Genomic DNA, 20,661 nt, shown 5'->3' on the forward strand with positions numbered 1-20,661 from the left:
TCCCCGCGAGGTAGTCCTACCTCGCGGGATCCGGTACGACCTCGGCGGGTTCGTCCGTCGCCGGTCGCGCGATGGCGGCGAGCGACCGCCGCGCGGACGGGACGGACAGCACGGCCGCGACGAAGGCGACGAGCAGCGCGCCGGCGACGACCAGCAGCACCTGCACCGAGTACCGGTCGGCGAGCGGGCCGAAGACGACCATGCTCAGCGGCATGGCGACGGTCATGACGATGCCGACGAAGCCGAAGACGCGGCCCTGCATCTCGGGCTCGACCGTCTCCTGCAGGATGGCCATGCTGGGGGCGGACATCAGCGTGAACGTGACGCCGATCAGCAGTCCCAGCACGAAGAAGACCCACATGTTCGTGGACAGGCCGAGCCCGGCGGTGAACACCCCTGCCGCGAGGGTGCTCCCGACGATCAGCGCCACACGGTTGGTCACGCGGGTCCCGAGGAACGCCATCGCGAGCCCGCCCGCGAGCATGCCGGCCGCCCAGAACACCTCGTTCGTGGTGAGCTTCCAGACCTCCTCGCCGAACGTCCGGGTCACCATGAGCGGCGTGAGGTAGGACGGCGCGCCGATGAGCACCATGGTCGTGGCGAAGATCGTCATGAGCCACTTCACGGTGCCGTGGCCGCGGATGTAGCGGACACCCGCGGCCAGGTCCCCGAAGTAGCTCGGCTTCTGCGGCGCCCCGTCCTCGGGCGCGGCGTCGTCGTGCCGGACCAGGCGCGGCACGGTGACCAGCAGCAGCATGCCGATGCCGAGCACCGCGGTGACGACGTCCACGAAGAACACCGCGACGATGTCGAAGCTCGCGTAGATCGCGGCCGCCACCACGGGGGCGAGCAGCATCATCCCGGACTGGATGGACTGGTTGATCCCGTTGATGCGGATGAGCTGCGGCGCCGGCACGATCTGCGGCACCATCGCGTTCACGGCGGGCGTCTGGATGCCGGCGAACGTGGAGCGGACCGCGAGCGCCACGTAGATCAGCCACAGGTCGTCGACGCCGGACAGCATCAGCAGCGCGAGCGCGAGCGTGATCGTCGCGATCGCGCTGTCCGCGCCGATGATCAGCAGCTTGCGGGAGTGCCGGTCGGCCCACACACCGCCGAAGATCGACATGAACGCCTGCGGCAGCATGCCGAACACGATGCTGAGCATGAGCACGGACCCCGACTGCGTGACGATCGTCAGGTGCCACATCACGGCGAACTGCACGAGCATCGACCCGAGCAGCGAGATCGTCTGGCCGGTGAGGAAGATCGCGACGTTGCGCTTCCAGCCGGGCATCTCGTCGGGTGTCTCGTCGGGCAGGTCGTCCATGGTGGTGGGTGACGGTGCGGGGTCGGGGAACTCATCGGTGCCGTGCGCGCTCACCGTCCCATCGTCGCCTGTAGCCTGACCGCGTGCCCAGCCGATTTCCCCCGCGCGAGACCCTCCACCGGCACCCCGGGGACGGTTGGGTGGCCTGCGGTGACCACCGGCACTGGGGCCTGTACGGCGCGGCCGGGCTGCTGCTCGCGCGGCGCGCGCCGTCCTCGACCGCGCCGGGCCCGGTGACCGACGTCGTGCTGCAGCACCGCGCGGTCTGGTCGGACCAGGGCGGCACGTGGGGCGTCCCGGGCGGCGCGCTCGCCCCGGACGAGACGCCCGTGGACGGCGCCCTGCGCGAGAGCCTCGAGGAGGCGGCCGTGGAGCCGCGCGCGGTGCACGTGCTGGGCACGCACGTGCTCGACCACGGCCCGTGGGCCTACACCACCGTGCTCGCGGACGTCGCCCCGGGTGCCCGCGTGACGCCCGGCGCGGCCGACCCGGAGAGCCTGGAGGTGCGGTGGGTCGCCGTGGACGACGTGGCGACACTCCCGCTGCTGCCCGCGTTCGCCGTGGCGTGGCCCGCGCTGCGGGCGCGGCTCGACGGCCGCTCCTGACCACCAGCCTCTCGGCGTGGCCAGGCGCGACCGTCAGACGGCGGCGCCCTCCCCCGACTGGCCGTGCAGCACGCGCGCGGCCTCGGCCACCGACCCGGACAGCGACGGGTAGACGGTGAAGGAGTCGGCGACGTCGTCCACGGTGAGGCGGTGCGCGACGGCGAGCGTGATCGGGAAGATCAGCTCGCTGGCACGCGGGGCCACGACGACGCCCCCGAGCACGACGCCGGCGTCCGGGTGGGCGAAGAGCTTCACGAAGCCGTCGCGCATGCCCAGCATCTTGGCGCGCGGGTTGCGCGCCAGCGGCAGCGTCGTCGTGACGTAGCGGTAGCCCCGCTCGCGGAGCGTCGACTCGCTGAGGCCGACCGTGGCGATCTCCGGCGCGGTGAAGATGTTGGCGGCGACGCGGCCCGGCTTGAGCGGCGCGACGGCGTCGCCGAGGGCGTGCGACATCGCGATGCGGCCCTGCATGGCCGCGACGGACGCGAGCGGCAGCACGCCGGTGCAGTCGCCCGCGGCGTAGACGCCGGGCACGGAGGTGCGCGACACGCGGTCCACCTCGACGTGCCCGCTCGCCGCCAGGCGCACGCCCGCCTCCTCGAGGCCGATCCCGGCGGTGGAGGGCACCCCGCCGACGGCGATGAGCACGTGCGAGCCCTCGACGACGCGGCCGTCGGTGAGCGTGACGGCGACGCCGTCCTCGGTGCGCACCGCGGACGCCGCGCGCGAGCGCGACATGACGGTCATGCCGCGGGCACGGAAGACGCCCTCGAGCAGCTCGGCGGCGTCCATGTCCTCGCCGGGCAGCACCCGGTCGCGGGAGGAGACGAGCACGACCTGCGAGCCGAGGGCCTGGTAGGCGCCCGCGAACTCGGCGCCGGTGACGCCGGACCCGACGACGATCAGCTTCTCGGGCAGCTCGGCGAGGCCGTAGAGCTGCGTCCACGTGAGGATGCGCTCCCCGTCGGGGACGGCGGTGGGCAGCGTGCGCGGCGTGGCGCCGACGGCGAGCAGCACGGTGTCGGCGTGGAGCGTCGTCGTGCCCGGGTCGGTGTCCGTGCCCGTGTCGACGACGACCCGCGACGGACCGTCGAGCCGACCCTCGCCGACGACGATCTCGACGCCCTCGCGCTCGAGGCGGGAGTGGATGTCGCGCGACTGCGCGTCGGCGAGCGCGAGCACGCGGGCGTTCACGGCCTCGAGGTCGACCAGGTCGCGGCGCTCGCCCGCCGGTGCCTCCCCGCGGACGCCGAGCTCGGGCCCCTGCTCGGCCGTGGTGAACCACTCGGCGGTGGCGATGAGCGTCTTGGAGGGCACGACGTCGGTGAGCACGGCGGCACCGCCGAGGCCGTGCCGCTCGACGACGGTGACGCGGGCTCCGAGGCGGCGGGCGACGAGGGCGGCCTCGTAGCCGCCCGGTCCGCCGCCGACGACGACGACGTGCGGGGGGCGCGGGTCGGCCTCGGGGATGCCGCGGGTGGCGGCGCCGGTGGAGGCCGAGGTGTCCGGGGAAGGGGTGTTCACGGAGGGCACGGGGGCCATTGTGTCAGGCCGCCGGGCCCCCGGTGCCGGCGCGGCGGCGTGCCCCCGCCCGGACTACCCTCGGGACCATGAGCACCACGAGCCGCAGCGTCGGGGACCTCGACGACCCGACCACCGACCCGTTCGACGTCGCCCGCGCCGCGGCCGACCACATCGCCGAGGCGACCGGGGTGCCGGGGCACGACGTCGCCCTCGTCCTGGGCTCCGGCTGGGGCGGCGCCGCCGAGCTGGTCGGCGACGTCGTGGCGGAGATCCCGACCCACGAGATCCCCGGCTTCGCCCGGCCCGCCGTGGCGGGCCACGCGGCGACGACCCGCTCGATCCGCGTGGAGCGGCCCGACGGCGCGGTGCGGCACGCGCTCGTCATCGGCGGGCGCACGCACCTGTACGAGGGCAAGGGGGTGCGGCGCGTCGCCCACGGGGTGCGCACCGCGGCGGCCACCGGCTGCGAGAGCGTCGTGCTCACCAACGGCTGCGGCGGCCTGCACATCGCGTGGCGCCCGGGCCAGCCGGTCCTCATCCGCGACCACCTCAACCTCACGGCCACGTCCCCCCTCGAGGGCGCGACGTTCGTCGACCTCACCGACCTGTACTCGCCGCGCCTGCGCGAGATCGCCCGCACCGTCGACCCGGAGCTGCCCGAGGGCGTGTACGCGCAGTTCCCCGGGCCGCACTACGAGACGCCCGCCGAGGTGAAGATGGCCGGCCTCATGGGCGCGGACCTGGTCGGCATGTCGACCACGCTCGAGGCCATCGCCGCCCGGCACGCCGGCATGGAGGTGCTCGGCGTGTCCCTCGTGACCAACCTCGCCGCGGGCATCAGCCCGCAGCCGTTGTCGCACGAGGAGGTGCTGGAGGCCGGCCAGGCCGCCGGCCCGCGCATCAGCGAGCTCCTCGCCCGCATCGTCACCGCCCTGTAAGCCGAGCACCCGACGGAGGGATCCGCCATGAGCCTGGACACCGACGACCCGGCCTTCGAGCCGGCCGCGACGGCGACCGCCCTGTCCACCCTGCTCGACGAGGTGGAGCGCTGGATCCGCTACGACGTCGACGACGACGACAAGGCGGAGCTGTCCCGGCTCGCCCAGCAGACGTCGTCCGAGCGGCCGAGCACGCGCGAGCACGCCGTCGCGCTCCTGCGCGACCGGTTCGCGGGCTCGCTCCAGTTCGGCACGGCGGGGCTGCGCGGCGCGATGGCGCCGGGCCCGAACCGGATGAACCGCGCGGTCGTCACGACGGCGGCGTCCGGCCTCGGCACGTACCTCACGTCGGTGCTGGGCCGGGGCGTGACCGCGCGCGTGGTGGTCGGCTACGACGCCCGGGACCGCTCGTCGACGTTCGCGACCGACACCGCCGCGGTGCTCACCGCCGCCGGCCACGAGGTGCTGCTGCTCCCCTCCGCCCTGCCCACCCCGGTGCTCGCGTTCGCGGTGCGCCATCTCGACGCCGACGCGGGCGTCATGGTCACCGCGAGCCACAACCCGGCGCAGGACAACGGCTACAAGGTGTACCTCGGCGGCCGCGTCGTCACCGACGCCGGCCAGGGGGCGCAGATCGTGCCGCCCCACGACGCCCGCATCGCCGAGGCCATCTCCGCCGCCGGTCCGCCGTCGGGGGTCCCGCGGGTGGAGTCGGGCTGGCGGGTCCTCGGCCGCGAGGTGGTCGACGCGTACGTCGCGTCGGTGCACGACCTGGCCGAGCGGGCGGGCACGTCCACCGGGCCGCAGGAGCGGGCGGCGCTGCGGGTGGTCACGACCTCCCTGCACGGCGTCGGCGGCCGCGTCCTCGCCCGGGTGCTGGCCGACGCCGGCTTCACGCGGGTGCTGCCGGTCGAGGAGCAGCTCGACCCGGACCCGGCGTTCCCCACGGTCCGGTTCCCCAACCCCGAGGAGCCCGGTGCGATCGACATGGCGGTCGCCCTCGCCGAGGCGCACGCCGACGTGGTGATCGCCAACGACCCCGACGCCGACCGGTGCGCGGTCGCCGTCTACGACCCGAGCCACGGCACGCACCAGGGTGCGGAGACGGCCCGCTCGCACGGCTGGCGGATGCTGCACGGCGACGAGGTGGGCGCCCTGCTCGGGCGGGAGGCGGTGCGCCGCATCGCCCGCGGCGAGGTGCCCGCGCCGGACGGCTCCGGCGTCGGCCCGGTCGTGGCCTCCTCGGTCGTGTCCTCCCGGGTGCTGTCCTCGATCGCGGTCCGCTACGGGGTCGGGCACGCGACGACCCTCACGGGCTTCAAGTGGATCGCCCGCACCCCCGGGCTGGTCTTCGGGTACGAGGAGGCGCTGGGCTACTGCGTGGACCCGGCCCGCGTGCGCGACAAGGACGGCCTGAGCACCGCGGTGCTCGTGGCCCTGCTCGCCGCCCGGGAGAAGGCCGCCGGGCGCACGCTCGTGGACGCGCTCGACGACGTCGCCCGCGAGAACGGCCTGTTCGTCACCGACCAGCTCTCCGTCCGGTTCGACGACCTGTCACGCATCCCCGACACGATGGCGCGGCTGCGCACGTCGCCGCCGCGCACGCTCGCGGGGGCCGGCGTCGCCGACGTGCTCGACCTGTCCGACGGCATCGACGGTCTGCCGCCCACGGACGGCGTCGTGCTCCTGGGTGCCGACGACACGCGCGTCGTGGTGCGACCCAGCGGGACCGAGCCGAAGGTCAAGTGCTACCTGGAGGTCGTGGAGCCCGTGGCCGCGGACGCGTCGGCGGTCGACGTCGGCCGGCTGCGCGTCGCGGCGCACAAGAAGCTCGACCGGATCAAGGCCGAGCTCCGGACCGCGCTGGGGCTCTGAACGCTCAGCCGACCACTCCGCCGACCAGAGCGGCGTCGTCCTGGTCGACGGCGGCCTTCCACTCGCCCTTGCGGGCGCGCCAGTCCTCGTCGTCGCTGCCGCGGCGCCAGTAGCCCGACGCCGACAGCAGCTCGCGCGGCACGTCCAGCTCGGTGCGGACCCAGCGGCGCAGGTCGCGCACCATGCCCGCCTCGCCGTGCAGGAAGACGTGCGGCGCCCCCGCGGGGAGCTCCCCGGCGGCGTGGGCGGCGCGCACGGTGCCGGCCAGGTCGCCGGTGCCGCGGTGCACCCACGTGAGCGTGAGGTCGGCGGCGCTGGCCAGCTCCTGCTCGTCCTCGGGCCCGGGGACCTCGACGACGACGTGCGCGACCGCGCCGGCCGGGAGCGCCTCGAGCGAGGCCGCGATCGCGGGCAGGGCGGCGTCGTCGCCCACGAGCAGGTGCCACGGCGCCTGCGGGTCGGGCGCGTAGCCGGCGCCCGGGCCGAGGAACGTCACCGGCTCCCCCGGCTGCACCCGCACCGCCCACGGCCCGCCCACGCCGGCGTCCCCGTGCACCACGAGGTCGAGGTCCCACTCCACCTCGCCCGACGCCGCGACGGCCGCGTCGCGCCGCGCGCGCACCGTGTAGGCGCGCAGCAGCGGACGGCCGTCCGCCAGCTCCCCGAGCACCAGCTTCACGTAGGTGTCGGTGTGTCCGGTGAGGTCGATCTCCGCGAGCTCGGGGCCCGCGATCGTGACCCGCACCAGGTGCGGGGTGTGCCGGTGGACGGCCGTGACGGTCGCGTGCCGAGGGGTGCGCTTGCGGGCGGGCGGGCCGGCGGGGGCCTGGGGCTGCGTGTCAGACATGGTGAGGCGAGCCTAACTTCCCTCGGGTGCCCCGCCCGGTGTGAGGCTCGTCACCGCGCTCACTCCACGGCGTCGTCCACGCGGTCGCGGCGGGCGGTCCCGTCGAGCTCGGGGATCAGCCCGAAGTCGGTGAGCAGCTCGCCGATCTGCGTGCCGTCGAGACGCCGCAGCAGCCGCTCGCGCAGGAACCTCGGGCCCGGCAGGTCCACCTCCTCGCCGTCGCGCAGGCGGCTCGTGGCCTTGAGCAGCGTCCGCACGTCGTAGGTGGAGCCGAAGACCTCCGGCACGCCGCGCTCGATGTCGAGCAGGCGGTAGGCGGCCTCCATGCCCGTGCGCACCGAGTACTCGGTCGTGAAGATGCAGTCCCGGCTCGTCTCGGCGAACTGGCCGATGAACGCGAAGTTCACCGCGCCGTCGGGCACCACGTCCGGCCGGTCGCCCGCGTGCCGGGGCATGAAGAAGGAGGTGACGTACGGCATCATCACGGGCACCGTCCTGGCCCCGGTGGCCGCGAGCTCGTCGATCTGGTCGGTCGGCACCCCCAGGTGGTAGAGCCACTCGCGGGTGATCTCCTCGCCCGTGCACTCCTGCATCGGCTTGCGCACGTAGTCGCCCGGGGTGTCGACGAACAGCGAGTACACCCACACCACGACCTGGTCGGGCGGCTGCTGCTTGAAGTGCGGCTGCCGGTTGACCGTCCAGCTCATCAGCCAGCTCGAGTCCTTCACCGTGACGATGCCGCCCGTGACGACCTTGCCGCTGAACGGGTCGCGCTTGCAGATCCGCCGGATGTGCTCGGGGATGCGCGGGTCGAGGGTCGTGACGGTCGCCGACTCCCACTTCGTGCTCTCGACGTCGCCGCCGAAGACGTCCGGGTGCCCGAACGCGGGGTCCTTCGCCGCGATCTGGCGCCACAGGTCCCAGGCCGGCGCGGGGCCCGTGTCGAGTCGGGCCGGGGTGTGGTGGTCGCCGTCGTCAGAGTTCTCCGTGAGCGAGCCGATCGTCGCCAGGACCAGGTCGTCCTCGCCGAGGTCGACGCCGCCCGGCTCGCCGTCGGCCACCCAGTGGATCCGCGTCGCCTGCTTGCGGCCGGGGCGGATCTCGAAGTCGACGTCCGTGACCTCGGTGGAGAACCGGAACGTCACGCCCTGGTCGAGCAGCCAGCGGTACAGCGGCAGCACCAGGGACTCGTACTGGTTGTACTTGGTGAACTTCAGCGCGGAGAAGTCCGGCAGCCCGCCGATGTGGTGCACGAACCGGTGGATGTACAGCTTCATCTCGAGCGCGCTGTGCCACTCCTCGAACGCGAACATCGTGCGCCAGTACAGCCAGAAGTTGCTGTCCAGGAACTCGCGGCCGAAGACCTCGTCGATCCGCTTGCCCTCCATCTCCTCGCGCGTCGCGAGGAAGACGGTCACGATGTCCTTCTGCGCCTTCTCCGACAGCGCGAACAGGCCGTCCGTGCGCGCGTCCCGGCCGCGGTCCACCGTGGCCCGCTGCAGCGAGAAGTTCGGGTCGTCCTTGTTGAGCCAGTAGAACTCGTCGAGCACCGAGGCGCCCTCGACCTCGATCGACGGCACGGACCGGAACAGGTCCCACAGGCACTCGAAGTGGTCCTCCATCTCGCGGCCCCCGCGCACCACGAAACCCTTCTTCGGCTCCTTGATGCCGTCCAGGGCCCCGCCCGGCAGCCGCAGGCGCTCGAGGATCGTGATCCGCTCCCCCGCCAGCTGCCCGTCGCGGATCATGAACGCCGCGGCGGACATGGACGCCAGTCCGGCGCCCACGAGCCACGCCGACTTGTCGTCGACGCCGGCCGGCTTGCGCGGCCGCGCGAACGCCTCGTAGTTCCCGTTGCTGTAGTACACGCGCTGTCCCTCCGGTCGGGTGGCGGCCCCGGGTCACGGGCCCCAGGCACGAGCCTGCGCCGGACGGCGCCGCACCGCGACCGGGAGCGGCGTGCCGGGTCACGCCCGGGCGAACCGCCGCAGCCCCGTGGCGGCGAGCCCGGCCGCCAGCGCCAGCACCAGCACGGCCGTCGCGGCACCGGGACCGGCGCGCTGGAGGAGCCAGGCGGCTGCCGCCACGACCAGCCAGCCGCGCAGGTACCACGCGCCCAGCACCAGCATGGACATGTCGCCGTTCGGCGTCATCATCGGCGTGAAGAGGCCGGGCGGCGCTGCCGTCGCGCCCGCCACCCAGACGCGTGCGGCCAGCACCAGCACGACGACGAGGACGACGGCGGCCGCCTCCTCGCCCCGCCCACCGGCGGCTCCCGCGGCCGCGGCGAGCAGCCCCAGGACCGTGGGCACGACCGCGTGCCCGGCGACGGCGCGCGCCGCCGTGCCGGGCAGGAGGGCGCCCGGCTGGGGCTGGGCGGCGAACGCGTGCAGCCCGTCGGTCCAGGTCCGCGCCGCGCCGTACAGGGTGAGGGCGCCCGCCACGGTCGCGAGCGCCGGCCCGTCCTCCGCGCCGAGGCGCACGAGCACGGCCCCCGCGCACCCCGCAAGGAGCGAGACGACCAGGGCCGTCGGCCGGCGGCGCAGCCCGAGCAGGTCGCGCGCCACCAGCGGGGCGCGGCGCAGCAGCCGCGCGGGGAGCCGCGCCGACCGGCCCGCGTAGCCCCGCGGCCCGAGGACGTCCGCGACCGCCCCGGAGTCGCCACCCACCAGGCCGCGTCCGGCCGTCACCGTGCGCGACTGGCCCGCGGCCGCCCGGTCGACGTCGAGCTCGCCCGGCAGCACCCGGACCACCAGCCACGCCGACGCCAGCCCGACGGCCACGACCAGCGCGACGCCCGCGACCGCCCCGGCCCGCGCACCGGGCGACGGCACCAGGGCGGGGACGGGTGACACGGTGCCCAGGGCCGCGACCAGACCGAGCACCAGCAGGAGCAGGGTGACCCCGACGGCCGCGCGCCGCCGACCCGGGGCCTGGGCCGCCGCGCCGACCGCCACCGGCACCTGGGCCAGTAGGGCGGCGCCCGCTCCCGCGACGAGGAGGGGCCCGGGTACGCCCGCGGTGGCCCCGCCCGCGAGCCCCGCCGCGCCCGCGGTCGCGAGGAAGGCGCCGCCGGCGGCCGCCGCGAGCGCGAGCAGCACGGCTCGCCGCCGCAGCACGTCGCGCGGGCGGAACTGGCCGGAGAGTGCGAAGGTCGCCTCGGCACGGCTCGTCCAGAGCGGGCCTCCGGCCCGGGCTGCGGCGAGCCCGGCGAGGCACGCGACGCCGAGCGCCAGCGCCGACCCGGCGAGCAGCACCGCCGCCCGCCCCTCCACCGCGTCGGGCAGCGGCACCGCCGCGGCCGCCTGGGCGAGGGCGCTCCACAGGACCGGCCCGTACACGAGCGCGAGCAGCACCACCCCGTAGCCGAGGTAGACGCGGTCGTGCGGGTCGCCGCCGGACTCCGCGGCCCGCACGACGAGCGCCCGGCGCCGCAGCGAGCCGACCCAGCGCCGCCAGCGCGGGTACGGCACGCGGGCGCCGTCGTCGACGTGCCCCGCCGGGACTTGGGGGGCGCCCGTCACCGCGCCGTCACCGCATCCTCATCGCGGCCCCGGCGCCGCGAGCTCGACCTCGCGGCCGCGGCGGGCGAGGTCGGCGCGCAGGTCCGGGTCGTGCGTCGCGACGAGCAGCGCCCTGCCCGCGTCCAGCGCGCCCGCGACGAGACGCCGCGCCACGGCACGCCAGCGCGCGTCGAGCCGCTGCTCCGGCTCGTCGAGCAGCACGAGACGGGCGGGCCGGTAGAGCGTCGTCGCGAGGGCGAACATCTGCCCCTCCCCCGACGACAGCTCCCCGGGGAGCTGGTCGCGCACGCGGTCGAGCTCGGCCTCCGCGAGCGCGGTCTCGACGTCGGGGCCGCGATGGCGACCCGACCAGGCCGACGCGACGAGGCGCAGGTGCTCGGCGACCGTGAGGTCGGGGTACGCCGACAGGCCGCCCAACAGCAGCGCGACGTCCTCCCGCCGCCGCAGGCGCGCCTGCCCGGCGGGCAGGCCGAGGACGCGCACGTCGCCCGACGTCGGCTCGTCCTTGCCCGCGACCAGGCGCAGCAGCGTGGACTTGCCGCTGCCGTTCGGCCCGACGACGGCGGCCGCCTCGCCGGGCCCCAGCGTCAGGGACGTCGGCCCGAGGACCTGGACCGTGCCGTGCGTGCGCGTGGCGGCGCGGACGTCGACGAGCGGTTCGGGCACGCCGGCGGTCAGTAGCCGGACCCGGCGGCGGCCTGCTCTCCCCCGGCGAAGCCCGCGAGCACGCCCGCGGTCCCGGAGAGGCCCAGCCGCGTGGCGCCGGCGCGGATCATGGCGAGCGCGTCGTCCAGGGTCCGGACCCCTCCGGAGGCCTTGACCCCCAGCGCGCCGCCCACCGTGCCGGCCATGAGCTCCACCGCGTGCACGGAGGCGCCCCCGGCGGGGTGGAAGCCCGTCGAGGTCTTCACGAAGTCGGCGCCGGCGTCCCGCGCGGCCCGGCAGACGGCGACGATCTCGTCGTCGGTGAGCGCGGCCGCCTCGATGATGACCTTGAGCAGGTGCTCGGCGGGCACGGCCGCGCGCACGGCGGCGATGTCCGCCCGGACCGCGTCGAACGCGCCCTCCTTGGCCGCGCCGACGTCGATCACCATGTCGACCTCGTCGGCGCCGTCGGCGACGGATCGGGCCGCCTCGGCCGCCTTCACCGCGCTGACGTGCTTGCCCGACGGGAAGCCGCACACGGTCGCCACCGCGAGGCGACCGGCCGCGACCCGCGCCGCGTGCGCGACGAACGTCGGGGAGATGCAGACCGAGAACACGCCCAGCCGGACGCCCTCCTCGACCAGCGCGGTGACGTCGGCGGTGGTCGCCTCCGGCTTGAGCAGCGTGTGGTCGACGAACCGCGCGAGCGCGAGGGCGTCGGCGGGCAGGTCGCTCTGCCCGGGCCGGGCGGCAGACGGCGTCGAACGGTTCATCGCTGCGCCCCTTCGACCTGCTGGTACCCCGGCAGGATGACGTCGTCGACCAGCGCGCGGCGCTCGTCGTGATGCATGAACGTGCTCCACGCGGCGGTCAGGGTCACGTCGGCCAGGTCGTCGATGGTCCACCCCGCCTCGGTGACGAGCCGCGTCATCTCGTTCGACATGGACGTGCGGGACATGAGGCGGTTGTCCGTGTTGAGCGTGACGGCGAAGTCCAGCTCCTTGAGCCGCGTGATCGGGTGGTCGGCCACGGACGTCGCCGTCGTGGCGCCCGTCTGCAGGTTCGACACGGGGCACACCTCGAGCGCGATCTGGTGGTCGCGCACCCAGTGCGCGAGACGCCCCAGCTCGGCGCGCCGCTCGCCGTCGTCGTCGAACCCCTCGTGGAACGCGATGTCCTCGACGATCCGCACGCCGTGGCCGATCCGGTCGGCCTGGCCCAGGTGGACGGCCTCCGCGATCGAGGCCGGCCCGGCCGCCTCGCCGGCGTGGATCGTCGTCGGGAAGTCCTGCTCGGCCAGGTAGCGCCAGATCTCCACGTGCCGCGACGGCGGGAACCCGTCCTCCGGGCCGGCGATGTCGAAGCCCACCACGCCGCGGTCCCGGTACGCGACCGCGAGCTCCGCGATCTCCTGCCAGCGGTCGGTGTGCCGCATCGCGGTGACCAGCTGCCCGACGCGGATGATCTGCCCGCGCGACGCCGCCTCGCGGATGCCCTCGTCGATGCCCGCCTGCACGGCCTCGACCGTCTCCGGCAGCGTCAGCCCGCGGGACAGGTGCTGCTCCGGCGCCCAGCGCTGCTCGGCGTACACGACACCGTCGGCGGCGAGGTCCAGCACGGCCTCGCGCGCCACGCGCGCCAGGGCGTCCGCCGTCTGCATGACGGCGATGGTGTGGTCGAACGTCTCCAGGTACCGCACCAGGGACCCGGAGTCCGCGGCCTCGACGAACCAGGTGCCGAGCGACTCGGCGTCCGACGCCGGGAGCTCGTGGCCCACCTCGGCGGCGAGCTCGAGGACGGTCTGCGGTCGCAGGCCCCCGTCGAGATGGTCGTGCAGCAGCACCTTGGGCAGGGCGGGGATCAGGTCGACGAGGGCTTGCGTCATGGGGCCAACCTACCGGCGATCACGCGTCTTCGGAGGCCTCGGGATCGTCGAGCCCGGGGACCTCCTGGCTCTGCTCGACGACGTCGGCCTCCGCGGCCTCGCCGTCCAGGTCGGGCCGGGCGTGCCGCGGCTTGTACTCCTCCGCGCGACCGCCGGCCGCAGCGTCCTCGCCACCCTGCGCGTCGTCCGTCAGGGCGTCCTCGACCAGGCTCGTGGTGTCGTCGGGGCTCTCCAGCCCGGCGTCCCGCCAGGCGTCGTCCGGGGCGGTGCTCATGGGGGCTGTCCCTTCGCTCGACGGCGGTGCGCTCCCATCGTGGACCCGGCCCCCGCGACGCGCCAGAGGAGCTGGTCAGCCGCGGGCGTCCCGGGGCAGCAGCGCCCACACGACGTGCGGCCAGCCGCCGAGCGCGGGGGCGAGCAGCCGGTCGTCCCGACGCCCTCGGGCGCCCGCGACGAGCCCGGCGACCGGCACCGCGTGCAGCCGGCCGGCCGACGGCTCGTAGACCGTCGCGACACCGCTCCGCACGGTCGTGAGGAGGACGACGTGCCGGGGCACCGCCGTCGACACGCCGCCGGCGAGGTCGCCCCCCGTGTACAGCGGGACCGGCACGCCGGCGGCCGCCGACCCCACGGCGGCGCCCAGCACCGTGCGGGCCGCGCGGCCGCCGACCACCCGGTGGCCGTACCGCACGCGGCCGTACCGGGCGACGCGGGCCGCGCCCCACGGCGGGGTCCCCAGGGCGGCGGGCCACAGCGGGAGGCCGCCCGGTCCCCGGGTCGCGCGCGCGTGCAGCACCCGCTGGGCCGCGGCGAACGCGGCGCCGACCCCGTGCGGCCCGCGGCTCAGCCCGAGCGCGAGCCGGGGGTCGCCCGCGAGCGCCAGAAGGGCCAGCACCGCCGCGCCGCACGTCCGCTCGTCGACCTGGCGTGCGGGGGCGACGACACCGTCGGCCGCGGGGAGCACGAGCGTCCGCGGGCGCCCCGGGACCGGCGGTGGGTCCTCCCGGCCGAGCGGGTCGAGCACCCGTGCCCGCACCGCGGGGGCGAGCGCGTCGAGCGCCGGGACGAGGTCGCCGGGCACCTCCGGGCGGCCGAACCGTCCGACGGGCGGCGGCACCGGCGCCGGCCCGGCGAACGCGCCCACGAGCGCGAGGACGTCCGTCACGCGCAGCGTCCGCGCCGCCATCGTCCCGACCGCCCCGACCGTCCCGACCAGCCGCGTGTCGGTCAGCCGATCCGGTCGAGCAGGAGCGGTCGGGCCGCGTCGCCGCCCACGGCGTCGTCGACCGCCCACTGCCCCTCGAGCGCCGCCCGGGCGCGGTCGAACCGCTCCGGAGTGTCCGTGTGCAGGGTGAGCAGCGGCTCACCCGCGGAGACCTCGTCCCCCGGCTTCGCGTGCAGCTCGACGCCGGCCCCGGCCTGCACCGGGTCCTCGCGGCGCGAGCGCCCCGCGCCCAGCCGCCAGGCCGCGATGCCGACGGCGTAGGCGTCCAGCCGGGTGAGGACGCCGGACCGGTCCGCGACCACGTCCTGCCGCTCCCGTGCCCGGGGCAGCTCCGCGTCCGGGTCGCCGCCCTGCGCCGCGATCATCCTGCGCCAGACGTCCTTGGCGCGGCCGTCGGCCAGCGCCGCGCGCACCTCGGGCTCGGGCACGGGCTTCCCTGCGCCCGCGAGCATCTCCACGGCCAGCGCGACGGTGAGGTCGACGACGTCGGCCGGCCCGCCGCCGTCGAGGACCTCGACGGACTCGCGCACCTCGAGCGCGTTGCCCGCGGTGCGGCCGAGCGGGACGGCCATGTCCGTGAGCAGCGCGACCGTGCGCACGCCCGCGTCCGTGCCGAGGTCGACCATCGTGCGGGCGAGCTCGCGGGCCGCGTCGAGGTCCTTCATGAACGCGCCGGAGCCCACCTTGACGTCGAGGACCAGCGCGCCGGTGCCCTCCGCGATCTTCTTGCTCATGATCGAGCTCGCGATGAGCGGCACCGACTCGACCGTGCCCGTCACGTCCCGCAGGGCGTAGAGCTTCTTGTCGGCGGGGGCCAGCCCCGCCCCGGCCGCGCAGACCACCGCGCCGACGTCCTCGAGCTGGCCCATCAGCTCGGCGTTGCTCAGCGCCGCCCGCCAGCCCGGGATCGCCTCGAGCTTGTCCAGCGTGCCGCCCGTGTGCCCGAGGCCGCGGCCCGAGAGCTGCGGCACGGCCACCCCGAACGACGCGACGAGCGGCGCGAGCGGCAGCGTGATCTTGTCCCCCACCCCGCCGGTCGAGTGCTTGTCCGCGGTGGGGCGCGACAGGCCGGAGAAGTCCATCCGCTCGCCGGACGCGATCATCGCGCCGGTCCAGCGCGCGACCTCCGGGCGGGTCATCCCCCGCAGCAGGATCGCCATCGCGAGGGCCGACATCTGCTCCTCGGCGACCGCGCCGCGCGTGTAGGCGTCCACCACCCAGTCGATCTGCTCCGCCTCGAGCGGGTGCCCGTCGCGCTTGGTCCGGATGACGTCGACGGCGTCGAACGCCTCGTGGGCCGGCGCGCTGCCCGTCGTGCTGCCCGGCGTGGTCATGCCTCGCTCCCCTCGCGATAACGGTCCAGGTCCGGTGCGCCGAACGCGTCCGGCAGCACCTCGGTCATGGGCACGACGCCCCGGACGGACTCCACCAGCAGGTCGGGGCCGCCGTGCTCCCACAGGAGCTGGCGGCACCGTCCGCACGGCATGAGGGTCCGCCCCGCGCCGTCCACGCACGTGAACGCGACGAGCCGGCCGCCCCCGCCCGTGACCAGGGCGGACACGAGCGAGCACTCCGCGCAGAGCGTCACCCCGTAGGCGGCGTTCTCCACGTTGCAGCCCACCACCACGCGGCCGTCGTCCACGAGCGCCGCGGCACCCACCGGGAAGCCGGAGTACGGCACGTACGCCCGCTCGACGACGTCCCGTGCCGCGGCGCGCAGCGCCTCCCAGTCGACGGTCGGACCACTCGTGCTCGCCATCGCTACTCCTTGGTGTAGGGCGTCCCCGACGCGGCGGGCGCGCGGGACCTGCCGACCAGCCCGGCCACCGCCAGCAGCGTCACCACGTACGGGAGCATGAGCATGAACTGGCTCGGGACGGGCGAGCCCACGACCGACAGCACGTTCTGCAGGTTCGTCGCGAAGCCGAACAGCAGACCGGCCAGGGCCGCCCGGAGCGGGTCCCACTTGCCGAAGATGACCGCGGCCAGGGCGATGAACCCCGCGCCGGCCGTCATCTCGCGGCCGAACTGGTTGATCGACACCACGGTGTAGAACGCGCCGCCGAGCCCGACCACGGCGCCGCCCACCAGGACGGCCCGGTAGCGGGTGCGCAGCACGTCGATGCCGACCGTGTCGGCCGCCTTGGGGTGCTCGCCCACGGCACGCACCCGCAGGCCCCACTTCGTGCGGAACAGGGCGTACGAGACCGCCGGCACGGCGAGGTACATGAGGTAGACGACGATGGTCTGGTTGAACAGCACCGGCCCGATCACGGGGATGCTCTCGAGCCCGGGGATCGGCAGGCGCGGGAACCGGACGGTCGAGTTGAGCGTCTCGGCGTTCGGGACCAGCACCTCGGAGTAGAAGAAGCTCGTCAGGCCGATGACCAGCACGTTGAGCACCACGCCGACGATCACCTGGTTGACCCGGTAGGTGATGGTGAACAGCGCCAGCACCAGGGCCACGAGGGCGCTCGCCAGCACGGCCGCCACCAGCCCGGCCCACGGGTTCTTGGTGAGCGACGCGACGATCGCGGCGACGAACGCGCCCGCCAGCAGCTGGCCCTCGATGGCGATGTTGACGACGCCCGCGCGCTCGCCGATGACGCCGCCGAGCGCGCCGTAGACGAGCGGCACGGACAGGCCGATGGCACCACCGAGGAGCCCGACCACCGAGATGTCGCGCGGGCTGCCCGCGCCCGCCCAGGCGAGGAACCCGACGAGCAGCGCGGCCGCGAAGACGGCCACGGCCCACACGGGTACGCGTCGCCCGGCCCGGGTGCGCACGACGGCGAACGCCAGCACGGCGAGCCCGACGACGGCGCACACCCAGGCCGTGGCCATCGCGGGCACGACGAGCGTCGACAGGACGACGAAGTCGGTGCTGGTCGACAGCGCGAACCGCGCGGAACCCTCGTGGGGCGCCAGGAGCAGCAGCAGCGCGTACAGGACCAGGACCACGCCGAGGCCGACGACGGCCTTCCACGTCACCGGGGCCGTGGCGCGCGACGCGGGGGCCGGGGCCGCGGCCCCGGGCTGGTCGACGGTCGTGGCGGTCATGCCTGTCCCTCCCCGGCGCCCTGCGCGCCTGCCGCCCGACGGCGGTCGCGTCGGCTCTCCCGTCGGCGCGGCGTCCGCTCCGGCTGCGGCAGGCGGAACACCGCCCGCACGAGCGGCGGCGCCGCGATGAACAGCACGATCAGCGACTGCACGACGAGCACGATCTCGATCGGGATGCCCTCGGCGGCCTGCATCGCGGAGCCGCCGGCCTTGAAGCCGCCGAACAGGATGCCGGCGCCGAGCACGCCCCAGGGCGAGGACCCGCCGAGCAGCGCCACGGTGATCGCGTCGAAGCCGATGCCGGCGTCGATGTCGGTGCTGAAGCCGGAGGTCACCGTGCCCAGCACCTGCTGCGCCCCGGCGAGACCCACCAGGCCACCGGCCACGAGCATGACGAGCACCGTGGTCCGTGGCACGTCGATGCCGGCCACCCGTGCGGCCTTGGGGTTCTCGCCGACGGCACGGAAGGCGAAGCCCGTGCTCGAGCGGTTGAGCAGCCACCACACCCCGACGACGGCGAGCAGCGCGAGCACGAAGCCCCAGTCGAGGTTGTACTCGCTGCCGAGCAGCGACGGCAGCACGGCCGAGTCCTGCATCGGCGGCGTCTTCGGGTACGCGGAGCCGGGCGCCTGCATGAGCCCCGGCGTGGAGAGCAGGTAGGACAGCAGGTAGAACGCGACGTAGTTGAGCATGATCGTGACGATCACCTCGTGGGCGCCGGTGCGGGCCTTCAGCAGGCCGGCGATGCCCGCCCACAGCGCGCCGGCGGCGACGCCGGCCACGAGGGCGATCAGCAGGTGCAGCGGGAACGGGAGCCCGGTGACGCCGAAGCCGATCCACCCGGCGGCGGTGGCCGCCATGAGCATCTGGCCCTGGCCACCGATGTTGAACAGCCCCGCGCGGAACGCCAGGGCGACGCCCAGGCCGGCCGCGATGAGCGGCGTGGCGTTGGCGAGCGTCTGCGTCAGCGGCTTGATCCCCTGCGCGAACGTGTCCGCGCCGAAGTTGTAGACCGCGCCCTGGAACAGGGCGGAGTACGCGCCACCCACCGCCTGGCCGACCGCGGCGAGCGTGTCGGCCGGCCGCGCGAAGAAGTACGGCGCCGCGGCCTGGACCTTCTCGTCGGTGACGACGATGAGGATCGACCCCGCCAGCACCGCCAGCACGATCGCGCCGAGGGCGACGGCCCAGCCGCCGGAGGTCGCGCGGCGCAACGCGTCGCGCCACCGCTGGCCGGACTCCTCGACGACGGCCGCCTGCTCGCGCGCCGCCTCCTGCTCCAGCTCCTCCGCGAGCCCGGGCTCGGCCGTCGCGTCGACCTGCTCGAGCGCCTCGCCGAGCCGCGAGTCGGGGTCGACGTCGGGCCCCTGGTCCTGTGCCGGTTCCTGGGCCCGGTCCTGCGCCCGGTCCTGGGGCGTCTCGCCGCTCACGCCGCGTCTCCTTCTCGATCGGGGCCGCTCTCGGGCGCGACGCCGGCCATCATCAGGCCGAGCACGTCGCGCGGGGTGTCCGCCGGGACGATGCCGACGACGCGGCCCCGGTACATCACCATGATCCGGTCGGCGAGGGCGACGGCCTCGTCCAGCTCCGTCGACACCACCACGACCGGGATGCCCGAGTCGCGCGTCTCGACGATCCGCTTGTGGATGAACTCGATCGAGCCGACGTCGACGCCGCGCGTCGGCTGCGCCGCCACGAGCAGGCGCAGCTCGCGGGACAGCTCGCGCGCGAGGACGACCTTCTGCTGGTTGCCGCCCGACAGGCGGCCGACGCGCGTCTCGATGCCCTGCGTGCGGACGTCGTACTCCGCGACCTTCTCCCGCGCGAAGTCGTCGCGCAGCGCGAGCTGCAGGGCGCCGCGGCGCACGAACGGCGGACCGTCCGTGCGGTCGAGCACGAGGTTCTCGGCGATCGTGAACTCGCCGACGAGGCCGTCCTCGTTGCGGTCCTCGGGCACGAAGCCGACCCCCGCCTGCAGGATCCGGCGCACCGAGCGGCCCACCAGCTCCTTGCCGTCGAGCCGCACGCTCCCCGCGACCTGCTCCTGGAGGCCCACGAGGGCCTCGGTCAGCTCCGTCTGGCCGTTGCCCTGGACGCCGGCCACGACGAGCACCTCGCCGCCGCGCACCGTGAAGCTCACGTCGTCCACGAGCACCTGGCCCTCGGGCCCCGTGACGCGGAGGTCCGTGACGGCGAGCTCGTTGTTGGTCGTGCGGGCCGCGTCCTTGCGCACCGTCAGCTCGACGGCGCGGCCCACCATGAGCGACGCGAGCTCGGCGTCGGTCGCGCCGGGGCTCGCCTCGCCGACGACCTTGCCGTGCCGCACGACCGTGATGCGGTCGGCGACGGCGCGCACCTCGCGCAGCTTGTGCGTGATGAAGACGATCGCCGCGCCCTCGTCCCGCAGCTGCCGCATGATCCCCATGAGCTCGTCGGTCTCCTGGGGGGTCAGCACGGCCGTGGGCTCGTCGAAGACCAGCACGTCGGCGTCGCGCGAGAGCGCCTTGATGATCTCGACCCGCTGCTGCACGCCCACCGGCAGGTCCTCGACCAGGGCGTCCGGGTCGACCTGGAAGCCGAACCGGTCCGCGATCTCCGTGACCCGGGAGCGCGCGCTGGCCAGGTCCAGCACCCCCGCGGCACCGGTGGTCTCGTGCCCGAGCATGACGTTCTCCGCGACCGAGAACACCGGCACGAGCATGAAGTGCTGGTGCACCATGCCGATCCCGGCGGCCATCGCGTCGCCGGGCCCCTCGAAGGCCTGGACCTCGTCGTCCAGGAGGATCTCGCCCTCGTCGGCCTGGTACAGGCCGTAGAGCACGTTCATCAGGGTGGACTTGCCGGCGCCGTTCTCGCCCAGCAGGCAGTGGATCTCGCCCGGCTCCACCACGAGGTCGATGTGGTCGTTCGCCACGAGGGCGCCGAAGCGTTTGGTGATGCCGCGCAGCTCGAGCCTCATGCTCTGCCTTCCATCGGTCGCGGGTCGTCGGGATGTCGTGGAGCTCGCACCGCGGCCAGCCTCTCACCGGGGCGGCCTCGTCGCCGTCCGCGCCGCGAGACGGCGCACAGAGTGCGGACGGTGGCGCGACCCCCGGGGGGGGGCCCCCCCCCCGGGGGGGGGGCGGGGGGGGGGACCCCCCCCCACGGAAACCAGGGGGGGGAGGGGAGGGGGAGGCCGGGAGGGGCCCCCCCCCCGCGGCGCC

At 75.2% G+C, this 20,661-nt stretch carries 18 protein-coding genes; 3 read left to right on the forward strand and 15 right to left on the reverse strand.

The genetic code is table 11. From position 1 onward, the window contains the following. Positions 1–16: 16 nt before the first annotated feature. Complete coding sequence (locus ACFQ80_RS04445) at positions 17–1,384, reverse strand: MFS transporter (protein WP_430562702.1); 1,368 nt, start codon at positions 1,382–1,384, stop codon at positions 17–19. Positions 1,385–1,413: 29 nt separating this feature from the next. Here ACFQ80_RS04445 and ACFQ80_RS04450 point away from each other — a divergent pair, with 29 nt between their 5' ends. Continuing rightward, entirely contained in the window at positions 1,414–1,935 is a 522-nt protein-coding gene (locus tag ACFQ80_RS04450; protein WP_430562703.1) for an NUDIX domain-containing protein, read from the forward strand. A 33-nt stretch (positions 1,936–1,968) separates the two neighbouring features. Here the strand turns inward: ACFQ80_RS04450 and ACFQ80_RS04455 are convergent, their stop codons facing one another. Further along, positions 1,969–3,477 carry an NAD(P)H-quinone dehydrogenase gene (locus tag ACFQ80_RS04455; RefSeq protein ID WP_430562704.1) on the reverse strand — a complete coding sequence of 503 codons (1,509 nt, stop codon included), beginning with the start codon at positions 3,475–3,477 and terminating at the stop codon, positions 1,969–1,971. A gap of 68 nt (positions 3,478–3,545) precedes the next feature. On the opposite strand from ACFQ80_RS04455, the gene ACFQ80_RS04460 reads away from it, so the two are divergent. Together ACFQ80_RS04460 and ACFQ80_RS04465 are read left to right on the forward strand one after the other, a co-directional pair. Next, a complete protein-coding gene (locus ACFQ80_RS04460; RefSeq protein ID WP_430549699.1) occupies positions 3,546–4,397 on the forward strand; it encodes a purine-nucleoside phosphorylase in 852 nt (283 codons plus the stop codon). 27 nt (positions 4,398–4,424) lie between these two features. After that, entirely contained in the window at positions 4,425–6,272 is a 1,848-nt protein-coding gene (locus tag ACFQ80_RS04465; RefSeq protein ID WP_430562705.1) for a phospho-sugar mutase, read from the forward strand. Between the two features lie 4 nt (positions 6,273–6,276). Here ACFQ80_RS04465 and ACFQ80_RS04470 read toward each other — a convergent pair whose 3' ends face one another. The 13 genes from ACFQ80_RS04470 to ACFQ80_RS04530 form a co-directional block, all read right to left on the reverse strand. Beyond that, entirely contained in the window at positions 6,277–7,119 is an 843-nt protein-coding gene (locus tag ACFQ80_RS04470; protein WP_430562706.1) for a siderophore-interacting protein, read from the reverse strand. A gap of 59 nt (positions 7,120–7,178) precedes the next feature. Then, positions 7,179–8,987, reverse strand: coding sequence for an oleate hydratase (locus tag ACFQ80_RS04475; RefSeq protein ID WP_430562707.1), 1,809 nt, complete (start codon positions 8,985–8,987; stop codon positions 7,179–7,181). 99 nt (positions 8,988–9,086) lie between these two features. Further along, positions 9,087–10,643, reverse strand: a complete 1,557-nt coding sequence (locus ACFQ80_RS04480; protein ID WP_430562708.1) for a hypothetical protein — start codon at positions 10,641–10,643, stop codon at positions 9,087–9,089. An 18-nt stretch (positions 10,644–10,661) separates the two neighbouring features. After that, positions 10,662–11,309 carry an ATP-binding cassette domain-containing protein gene (locus ACFQ80_RS04485; protein WP_430562709.1) on the reverse strand — a complete coding sequence of 216 codons (648 nt, stop codon included), beginning with the start codon at positions 11,307–11,309 and terminating at the stop codon, positions 10,662–10,664. A gap of 8 nt (positions 11,310–11,317) precedes the next feature. Further along, positions 11,318–12,061 (reverse strand): deoxyribose-phosphate aldolase, encoded by a 744-nt coding sequence (deoC, locus tag ACFQ80_RS04490; protein WP_430562710.1) that lies wholly within the window; start codon positions 12,059–12,061, stop codon positions 11,318–11,320. Beyond that, positions 12,058–13,173, reverse strand: a complete 1,116-nt coding sequence (locus ACFQ80_RS04495) for an adenosine deaminase (protein ID WP_430562711.1) — start codon at positions 13,171–13,173, stop codon at positions 12,058–12,060. The genes deoC and ACFQ80_RS04495 overlap by 4 nt, the downstream gene beginning before the upstream one ends. Positions 13,174–13,192: 19 nt before the next feature. Continuing rightward, positions 13,193–13,447 carry a hypothetical protein gene (locus ACFQ80_RS04500; protein WP_430562712.1) on the reverse strand — a complete coding sequence of 85 codons (255 nt, stop codon included), beginning with the start codon at positions 13,445–13,447 and terminating at the stop codon, positions 13,193–13,195. Between the two features lie 75 nt (positions 13,448–13,522). After that, the gene (locus ACFQ80_RS04505) at positions 13,523–14,338 is read right to left on the reverse strand and encodes a hypothetical protein (protein ID WP_430562713.1); all 816 of its coding nucleotides are present in this window, start codon (positions 14,336–14,338) and stop codon (positions 13,523–13,525) included. Between the two features lie 62 nt (positions 14,339–14,400). Further along, a complete protein-coding gene (locus tag ACFQ80_RS04510) occupies positions 14,401–15,732 on the reverse strand; it encodes a thymidine phosphorylase (RefSeq protein WP_430562714.1) in 1,332 nt (443 codons plus the stop codon). Then, the gene (locus tag ACFQ80_RS04515; RefSeq protein WP_430549688.1) at positions 15,729–16,157 is read right to left on the reverse strand and encodes a cytidine deaminase; all 429 of its coding nucleotides are present in this window, start codon (positions 16,155–16,157) and stop codon (positions 15,729–15,731) included. Before ACFQ80_RS04515 ends, ACFQ80_RS04510 begins: the two co-directional genes overlap by 4 nt. Before the next feature lie 2 nt (positions 16,158–16,159). Further along, complete coding sequence (locus ACFQ80_RS04520) at positions 16,160–17,458, reverse strand: ABC transporter permease (protein ID WP_430549687.1); 1,299 nt, start codon at positions 17,456–17,458, stop codon at positions 16,160–16,162. Next, positions 17,455–18,741: an ABC transporter permease gene (locus ACFQ80_RS04525; protein WP_430562718.1), complete on the reverse strand. Its 1,287-nt coding sequence runs from the start codon at positions 18,739–18,741 to the stop codon at positions 17,455–17,457. The genes ACFQ80_RS04520 and ACFQ80_RS04525 overlap by 4 nt, the downstream gene beginning before the upstream one ends. A 143-nt stretch (positions 18,742–18,884) precedes the next feature. After that, positions 18,885–20,417, reverse strand: coding sequence for an ABC transporter ATP-binding protein (locus ACFQ80_RS04530; RefSeq protein ID WP_430562715.1), 1,533 nt, complete (start codon positions 20,415–20,417; stop codon positions 18,885–18,887). Positions 20,418–20,661 lie beyond the last annotated feature (244 nt).

This window comes from Isoptericola sp. NPDC056578 (assembly GCF_042793275.1).
Lineage (GTDB): Bacteria > Actinomycetota > Actinomycetes > Actinomycetales > Cellulomonadaceae > Isoptericola.